Raw genomic sequence first — 7,197 nt, forward strand, 5'->3', positions numbered from 1 at the left:
CGCGCTCTTCCTCCGGCTTGGCCAGGTTGGAGATGATCTCGCCGTAGCCGAACACGCCCATGGCGATGGCGATGAAGCCGATGCCGTCGGTCAGTTCCGGGACGTCGAAGCTGTAGCGCGCCACGCCGGAATTCACGTCGGTGCCCACCAGGCCCAGCAGCAGGCCCAGCACGATCATGCCGATCGCCTTGAGCAGCGAGCCGGAGGCCAGCACGACGGCGCCGATCAGGCCCAGCACCATCAGGCTGAAGTACTCGGCCGGGCCGAACTTGAAGGCCAGCTCGGTCAGCGGCGGCGCGAAGGCGGCCAGGATCAGCGTGCCCACGCAGCCGGCGAAGAAGGAACCCAGGCCGGCCGCCGCCAGCGCAGGTCCGCCGCGCCCGGCCTTGGCCATCTGGTGCCCGTCGATCACCGTGACCACCGAGGCCGATTCGCCCGGCAGGTTGACCAGGATGGCGGTGGTGGAGCCGCCGTACTGCGAGCCGTAGTAGATGCCGGCCAGCATGATCAGCGCCGCCACCGGCGGCAGCGCGTAGGTGGCCGGCAGCAGCATGGCGATGGTGGCCACCGGGCCCAGGCCCGGCAGCACGCCGATCAGCGTGCCCAGCAGGCAGCCGATGAAGGCGTACATCAGGTTCTGCAGCGAGATCGCGTGGCTGAACCCGAGCGAGAGGTGTTCGAACAATTCCATGGTGCGGGTCTCAGCCGGTGATGAAGGTCGGCCAGACCTGGAACTGCAGGTTCAGGCCGACGATGAAGGTGAGGTAGCTGCCCACGGCCAGGATGGTGGCGAGGATCAGCGACAGCTTGAGAGACGAGTTCGGCGCCGCCAGCCCGCTGATGATGACCAGCGCATAGATGGCGATGATCAGTCCCATCGCCGGCAGCCCGATGCTGGGCAGGCCGCCCAGCAGGATGCCGAAGATCACGTTGGCGCCGATGATGAAGACCAGCGGGCGCCAGGCGATGCTGCCGATCGGCTCGCCGTCGGCCGTCTCCACGACCAGCGAGCCGAAGATCACGCCGAGGCCGATGAGGGCCAGCAGGATGCCCAGCATGAGCGGGAAGTACCCCGGCCCCATGCGGGCGCCCGTGCCCACGGTGTAGGTGGTCGCGCCCCACGCGAAGGCCACGCCCACCACCGCGAACATCAGGCCCGCAAAAAAGTCCTTGCGGCTTTTCAGTTTCACGAAGCTCTCCTGATACAGATCAAACCCGTGAATTCTTAGTCAGCATGCGGTCAGCTTCGATGTGGATTCCACCTAGCGAAGCGCCAGGGAAAACACCTATGGGCCGCCAGCGGCGGGCGGCCGCGGCTACTCGATCGGCGGCGTCGCGCTGAGCACTTCGTCGAGCGTGGTCAGCCCCTCGGCCACGCGCAGCACGCCGGCCAGGCGCAGCGGGCGCATGCCGTCGGCCACCGCCTGCCGCCGCAGCGCGTCGATGCTCGGCGCCTTGCCCAGCAGGTTCTTGAAGGGCTCGGTGACGGTCAGCAGCTCGTACAGGCCCATGCGGCCGCGGTAGCCCGTCATGCGGCAGTCCACGCATCCTACCGGGCGGTAGGCCCTGACCTGTCCGTTGATCTTCCACGGCGCCACCACCTCGGCCAGGCGCTCGGCGTCGAGGCTCTCGTCGGGCTGCTTGCAGGCCGGGCACAGGGTGCGCACCAGGCGCTGGGCCAGCACGCCCAGCAGCGTGGCGTTGATCAGGTAGGCCGGCACGCCGAGTTCCATCAGCCGCGTGGTGGCGCTGGGCGCGTCGTTGGTGTGCAGGGTGCTGAACACCAGGTGGCCGGTGAGCGCCGCCTGCACCGCCATCTCGGCGGTGTCGAGGTCGCGGATCTCGCCGACCATGATGATGTCCGGGTCCTGCCGCATCAGGGCGCGCAGGCCCTCGGTGAAGCCGAAATCGAGCTGCGGCTGCACCTGCGTCTGGTTGAAGGCCGGCTCGATCATCTCGATCGGGTCTTCCACCGTGCTGACGTTGACCTCCTCCGTCGCCACGCGCTTGAGCGTGGAATAGAGCGTGGTGGTCTTGCCCGAGCCGGTGGGGCCGGTGACCAGCACGATGCCGTGCGGCCGCGACACCAGCTGCTCCCAGCGCTGCGCGTCCTGCGGCGGGAAGCCCAGCGCGTCCAGGTCCTTGACGGCGTTGTCGGGGTCGAAGATGCGCATCACCATCTTCTCGCCGAAGGCGGTGGGCAGGGTCGACAGGCGCATCTCCACTTCCTCCGCCGCGCCAGCCGCCGCCGGGCCGCCCCAAGGCGGCTGCGCCCCCTCGGGGGGCAGCACGGCAGAGCCGGGCGTGGGGGCACGCATTCTTCGGGTCTTGATGCGGCCGTCCAGCGGGCGGCGCTTCTCGACCACGTCCATGCGGCCGAGCAGCTTGATGCGCGCGATCATGGCGTTCATCACGCCCAGCGGCATCTGGTAGGCGGGGTGCAGCACGCCGTCGATGCGGAAGCGGATCACGCCCTGCTCGCGCCGCGGCTCCAGGTGGATGTCGCTGGCGCGCTGGTCGAAGGCGTACTGCCACAGCCAGTCGACCACCTGCACCACGCTCTGGTCGTTGGCGTCGAGCTGCTTGTTGGACTTGCCCAGCTCCACCAGTTGCTCGAAGCTGGCGCTGCCGCTGCTGCCGCCGAGCTTCTGCGCCGCGCGCACCGACTTGGCCAGCGCGAAGAACTCGGCCGTGTAGCGCTGGATGTCCTGCGGGTTGGCGACCACGCGCCGCACGGTGCGGCGCGCCTGGCGCTCCACCTCGGCGATCCAGTCGGTGAGGAAGGGCTCGGCGGTGGCGACCACCACCTCGGCGGGCGTGACCTGCACCGGCAGCACCTTGTGGCGCTCGGCATAGGCGGCGCTCATGGTGTCGGCCACCTTGCCCACGTCCACCTTCAGCGGGTCGATGCGCAGGTACTCCAGCCCGGCGCGGCCGGCCAGCCACTGGGTGAGCGATTCCAGGTCCAGCGGCTTGCCGTCGGCCTCGCGCGCCATCGCCACGTTGGCCAGGCGCACCAGCGGGTGCTGGCGGCTTTCCACCTGCGCGCAGCGGGCGATGGTGCGCTGCGCCTCGGCCGGCGAGATGACGGCGTCGCGCGCCAGCCACTCGATGAGCTGGCGCAGTTGCAGCGGCCCCTCGGGCCCACGGGTGGAAGCGGAAGGGACTGCGCTCATTGGATAACCTCCGTGCTTCGCACTGCGGTGCGAGCTTGCTTGGGGCGGCCCGGCGCGGCGCTCATGCCATTCATGATGACACGGGCTTGAACACCCGCAACCATTTCGGCGCGGGCAGCCCCCAGCGCGTCTGGATCGCCTGCGCCCGGTCGGCCAGGCGCTCGCGCTTCGGCCGCTCGGGGCTGCGCTGGGCCAGCACCACCGTGTTGCCTTCACGCGTGGGCTTGAAGGCCCACAGCGCCTCGGGGCCGAAGGCGGCGGCGATCTTGGCCAGGCTGCGCTCGTAGCTGGACGAGCGGCCGAAGAGGTTCACGGTCATGCAGCCGTCCTCGGTCAGCAGGCGGCGGCAGTCGATGTAGAAGGCCTCGCTGTCGAGCACCGGCGCGGCGGCCTCGTGGTCGTACAGGTCCACCTGCAGCGCGTCGACGGCGCCCTGCCACTCGTCCTTGCGGATCTCGCCGGCCGCGTCGGCGATCACCACGCGCAGCTTCGCGTCCTCGGGCGGCAGCTTGAACCAGCCGCGGCAGGCGGCCAGCACCTGCGGGTTGAGTTCGATGGCGGTGGTGCGCATGCGCAGCTGCTTGCGGCAGAACTTGGTGAGTGCGCCGGCGCCCAGGCCGAGCTGCATCGCGTGGCGCTTCGGCACCTCGGCCGGCGCCACGAACAGCAGCCAGGCCATCATGCGCTGCACGTACTCCAGCTCGATCTCGTAGGGCGCGTCCAGCCGCATCGAGCCCTGCACCCATTCGGTGCCCAGGTGCAGGTAGCGCACGTCGCCCCAGTCGGAGAAATTGACCTCGGGCAACAACGAAGAAAGGGGAGCGCGGCCCGCCATCAGACCAGCCCGTGGCGGACCATCACCTCGCGCCAGGCGCGGGCCTTGTCCTCGAAGCGCATCGCCGCATGCGCCGGGCTGGTGGAGGGCAGCCGATAGGCCGGCACGCCGGGCGGTGCCGCGCGGCGCGCCTGCCGGTGGCTCTCGGCGCCGTTGTGCGCCACGGCCGCCAGCCGCGGCAGGTGCAGGCCGGCGATGTCGTTGGCCTCGGCATCGCGGATGGCGGCGTCCAGGCTGCCGACACGGCAGCAGCGGGCGTAGACGTCCCACAGGCCCAGGCCGCGGTCGAGCAGCCATCTGCCACGTTCCTGATAGCTGTCCGCGGGCAGCGGCTCCTGGGGCCAGATGGCTTGCAAGATCTTCCAGAACTGGTTGTGGGGGTGCGCATAATACTGGCGCTGCGCGAGGGAGCGGGCGCTGGGAAAGCTGCCGAGCACCAGCACCACCGTGTGCGGCGACACGAGCGGCGGCAGCCCCTCCAGCCAGGGCCCTTCTTGCACGGGGCCGTCGGAGCGGGTCGGCGTCATCGAACCAGAAACGAAGGAAGAGGGAACATGGAGAACATCACTGCGGCATCCGCCTGGGCCTTCCTCACCACGCAGGGCGTGGACTTCGGCCTGAAGGTGCTGGGCGCCATCGTGGCCTGGCTCATCGGGCGCTGGCTCATCAAGATGGCGCTGCGGCTGATGGGCGGCGCCCTGCAGCGCGGCGGCTCGATCGACCCCACCCTCAGCGGCTACCTGCAGTCCATCGTCGGCGTGCTGCTGAACGTGGTGCTGATTCTCGCCATCCTGGAGCTGTTCGGCGTGCGCACCACCTCCTTCGCCGCGCTGCTGGCCGGCGCGGGGCTGGCCATCGGCACGGCCTGGGGCGGGCTGCTGACGCACTTCGCGGCCGGCGTGTTCCTGCAGGTGCTGCGGCCGTACAAGGTGGGCGACTTCGTCGCCGTGGCAGGCGTGACCGGCACCGTGAAGGAGCTGGGCCTGTTCGGCACCACGCTGGTGCTGCCCGACAACGTGGTCGCCACGGTGGGCAACAACAGCGTGCTCTCGGGCACCATCCAGAACTACAGCACGCTGGGCTGGCGGCGGGTGGACACCACCGCCAAGGTCGCCAACGGCGTGGACGTGAACGACGCCATCGCCCGGCTGAAGACGGCGGTGGCCGCCATCCCCAACGTGACGAAGGACCCGGCGCCGGACGTCGAGATCCTCCAGTTCACCCCCGAGGGCCCGCTGCTGGCCGTGCGGCCCTACACCCACACCGACCACTACTGGCAGGTCTACTTCGACACCCACAAGGCCATCGTGCAGACCTTCGGCGCGGCGGGCTACCCGGTGCCCGAAACGCCGATGGTGCAGCGCCGGACGGCCTGACAAAAAAGACCCCTCGGGCAACCGCTTCGCGCTTGCCCGATCCCCCGAGGGGATGCTTTTTTTGTCTTGGGGCGGCCCGGCGACAAAAAAAGACCCGCCGAAGCGGGTCTTTTTATGCATGGTGCTCTCGCAACCTGCTTACTGCTTGGTCGCGTCGTGCTGCGGCGTGCCGGGGATCTTCTCGCCGATCTTCTCGCCCGTGTTGCGCATGCCTTCGGCCGCCTTGTGGCCGACGTTCTCGGTGGCGTCGACGGCCTTGCCCACGCCCTTCTTGGTCGCGTCGTAGGCCTTCTTGCTGGTCTTCTTGGTGGCGTTGTAGGCCTTCTTGGTGCCCGACTTCGTGGCGTCGTAGGCCTTCTCGCTGGTGTCCTTGGTAGCGTTCCAGGCCTTCTTGGCGCCGCGCTCGGTGGCGTCCACGGCGTCCTTGCCGGTCTCCTTCACGTCGCGGCCGACTTCCTTGGCCTTCTCGGTCGCCGTGGGCTCAGAGGTGGTGGTGGCATTCGTCTGCGCAACGGCCGTCAGGCCCATCGAGGCCAGCGCCAGCACGAGGGCAGCGGGGAGGAATCGCAGAGTCGTTTGCTTCATGGAATGGTTCTCCTTGTGTGGAATGGGGCATCGCGCCCGTGGCGTGGTGCCACACAGGCCGAACGCCTGCCATGCACCGCAGGATGACACCAAAAACGCCGCCTGGCGCGGCCTGCCGGCGGGTTGCGCCTTCGGCCTACAGGGCACGTCGGCCTGGCGATGACACGGCGATGGGACGCCGGCTACACGCTGCCGTCCGGCGCCAGCAGCGGCGCGAGCCGCGGCAGGGCGGCGCAGGCGTTGCGGGTGGTGGCCGCCGCCAGCGCGTCGACGGCCAGGCCGCGCAGGGCGGCGATGTCGCGGGCGATGCGCGGCAACTGCGACGGCTCGTTGCGCCCCTGCGGCTGCCCGGCCTCGCGCTCGGTGCGCGTGCGGTAGAGCCAGAAGGGCGGGATGTCGGGCGCGTCCGTCTCCAGCACCATCGACTCGAGCGGCAGCGAGGCGGCCAGGCGGCGCAGCTGCAACGCCCGCTCGAAGGTCACGGCGCCGCCGAAGCCGAGCTTCAGGCCCAGCTCGATGCAGGCCTGCGCCTGCTGCGCGCTGCCGTTGAAGGCGTGCGCGATGCCCTGCCAGGGCACGCCGCCGCCGGCCTGGCGCAGGTGCATCAGCACCTTGTCGACCGAGCGGCGCACGTGCAGCAGCACCGGCAGGCCGTGCGCGCGCGCCAGCTCGAGCTGCCGGCGCAGGAAGCGCTCCTGCCGCGGGCCGTCCAGGCCGGGCACGAAGAAGTCCAGGCCGATCTCGCCCACCGCGATCAGGCGCGGATCGTCCTGCCGCCGCTGCAGCTCCTCGGCCAGCGCGTCCAGCGCAGGTCCTTCCGCCTCGGTGCCGGTGCACATCGGGTGGATGCCCAGCGCGTAGGCGTCGCCCTGCCGGTGCGCCATCTCGCGCACCGTGGCGAAGTTGCCGGGCGCGACGGCGGGGATGACGCACAGCGCCACGCCGGCGGCGCGTGTGCGCTCGCTCACGGCGGGCGCCTCGGCGCCGAACTCCGGCGCGTCGAGGTGACAGTGTGTATCGATGAAGACCGCCATCCGGGGATGATGCCGCAACGCATGCACGGCGCAACGAAGCGTGCTACCGTGAAGTCGTTCCTGCATCCGACACATTGCGGAGGTCCACGATGCGCAGGCCAGCCCACTACAGCAGCTCGCCCCGGAGCGCCGCGCCCGAGGCCGAAGGCGCGCCGCCGGAGGCCGCCGCCGAAGCGCCGGCCGTCACGCCG

General features: G+C 70.2%; 8 protein-coding genes. 1 reads left to right on the plus strand and 7 read right to left on the minus strand.

Translation table 11 applies throughout. The annotated features are described in order from the left end of the window. The 5 genes from ACIY1X_RS22920 to ACIY1X_RS22940 all read right to left on the minus strand — a co-directional run. Positions 1 to 691: tripartite tricarboxylate transporter permease (locus tag ACIY1X_RS22920; protein ID WP_399685083.1), on the minus strand; the 691-nt coding region annotated here is incomplete at its 3' end. Between the two features lie 10 nt (positions 692 to 701). Beyond that, complete coding sequence (locus ACIY1X_RS22925) at positions 702 to 1,190, minus strand: tripartite tricarboxylate transporter TctB family protein (RefSeq protein ID WP_399685086.1); 489 nt, start codon at positions 1,188 to 1,190, stop codon at positions 702 to 704. Positions 1,191 to 1,316: 126 nt separating this feature from the next. Further along, positions 1,317 to 3,176, minus strand: a complete 1,860-nt coding sequence (locus tag ACIY1X_RS22930) for a GspE/PulE family protein (protein ID WP_399685089.1) — start codon at positions 3,174 to 3,176, stop codon at positions 1,317 to 1,319. A gap of 70 nt (positions 3,177 to 3,246) precedes the next feature. Next, positions 3,247 to 4,011: a spermidine synthase gene (locus ACIY1X_RS22935; RefSeq protein WP_399685091.1), complete on the minus strand. Its 765-nt coding sequence runs from the start codon at positions 4,009 to 4,011 to the stop codon at positions 3,247 to 3,249. Next, complete coding sequence (locus ACIY1X_RS22940) at positions 4,011 to 4,538, minus strand: DNA-deoxyinosine glycosylase (RefSeq protein WP_399685093.1); 528 nt, start codon at positions 4,536 to 4,538, stop codon at positions 4,011 to 4,013. The genes ACIY1X_RS22935 and ACIY1X_RS22940 overlap by 1 nt, the downstream gene beginning before the upstream one ends. A gap of 27 nt (positions 4,539 to 4,565) precedes the next feature. Between ACIY1X_RS22940 and ACIY1X_RS22945 the strand changes: the two genes are divergently transcribed. Beyond that, complete coding sequence (locus ACIY1X_RS22945) at positions 4,566 to 5,387, plus strand: mechanosensitive ion channel family protein (RefSeq protein WP_038205252.1); 822 nt, start codon at positions 4,566 to 4,568, stop codon at positions 5,385 to 5,387. A gap of 138 nt (positions 5,388 to 5,525) precedes the next feature. Here the strand turns inward: ACIY1X_RS22945 and ACIY1X_RS22950 are convergent, their stop codons facing one another. Continuing rightward, a complete protein-coding gene (locus tag ACIY1X_RS22950) occupies positions 5,526 to 5,972 on the minus strand; it encodes a hypothetical protein (protein ID WP_399685095.1) in 447 nt (148 codons plus the stop codon). Between the two features lie 182 nt (positions 5,973 to 6,154). Further along, positions 6,155 to 7,006, minus strand: coding sequence for a TatD family hydrolase (locus ACIY1X_RS22955; RefSeq protein WP_399685098.1), 852 nt, complete (start codon positions 7,004 to 7,006; stop codon positions 6,155 to 6,157). Positions 7,007 to 7,197: the final 191 nt, after the last annotated feature.

Origin of the sequence: Xenophilus sp. (assembly GCF_044462705.1) — a bacterium.
In the GTDB taxonomy this organism is placed as follows: domain Bacteria; phylum Pseudomonadota; class Gammaproteobacteria; order Burkholderiales; family Burkholderiaceae_C; genus Xenophilus; species Xenophilus azovorans.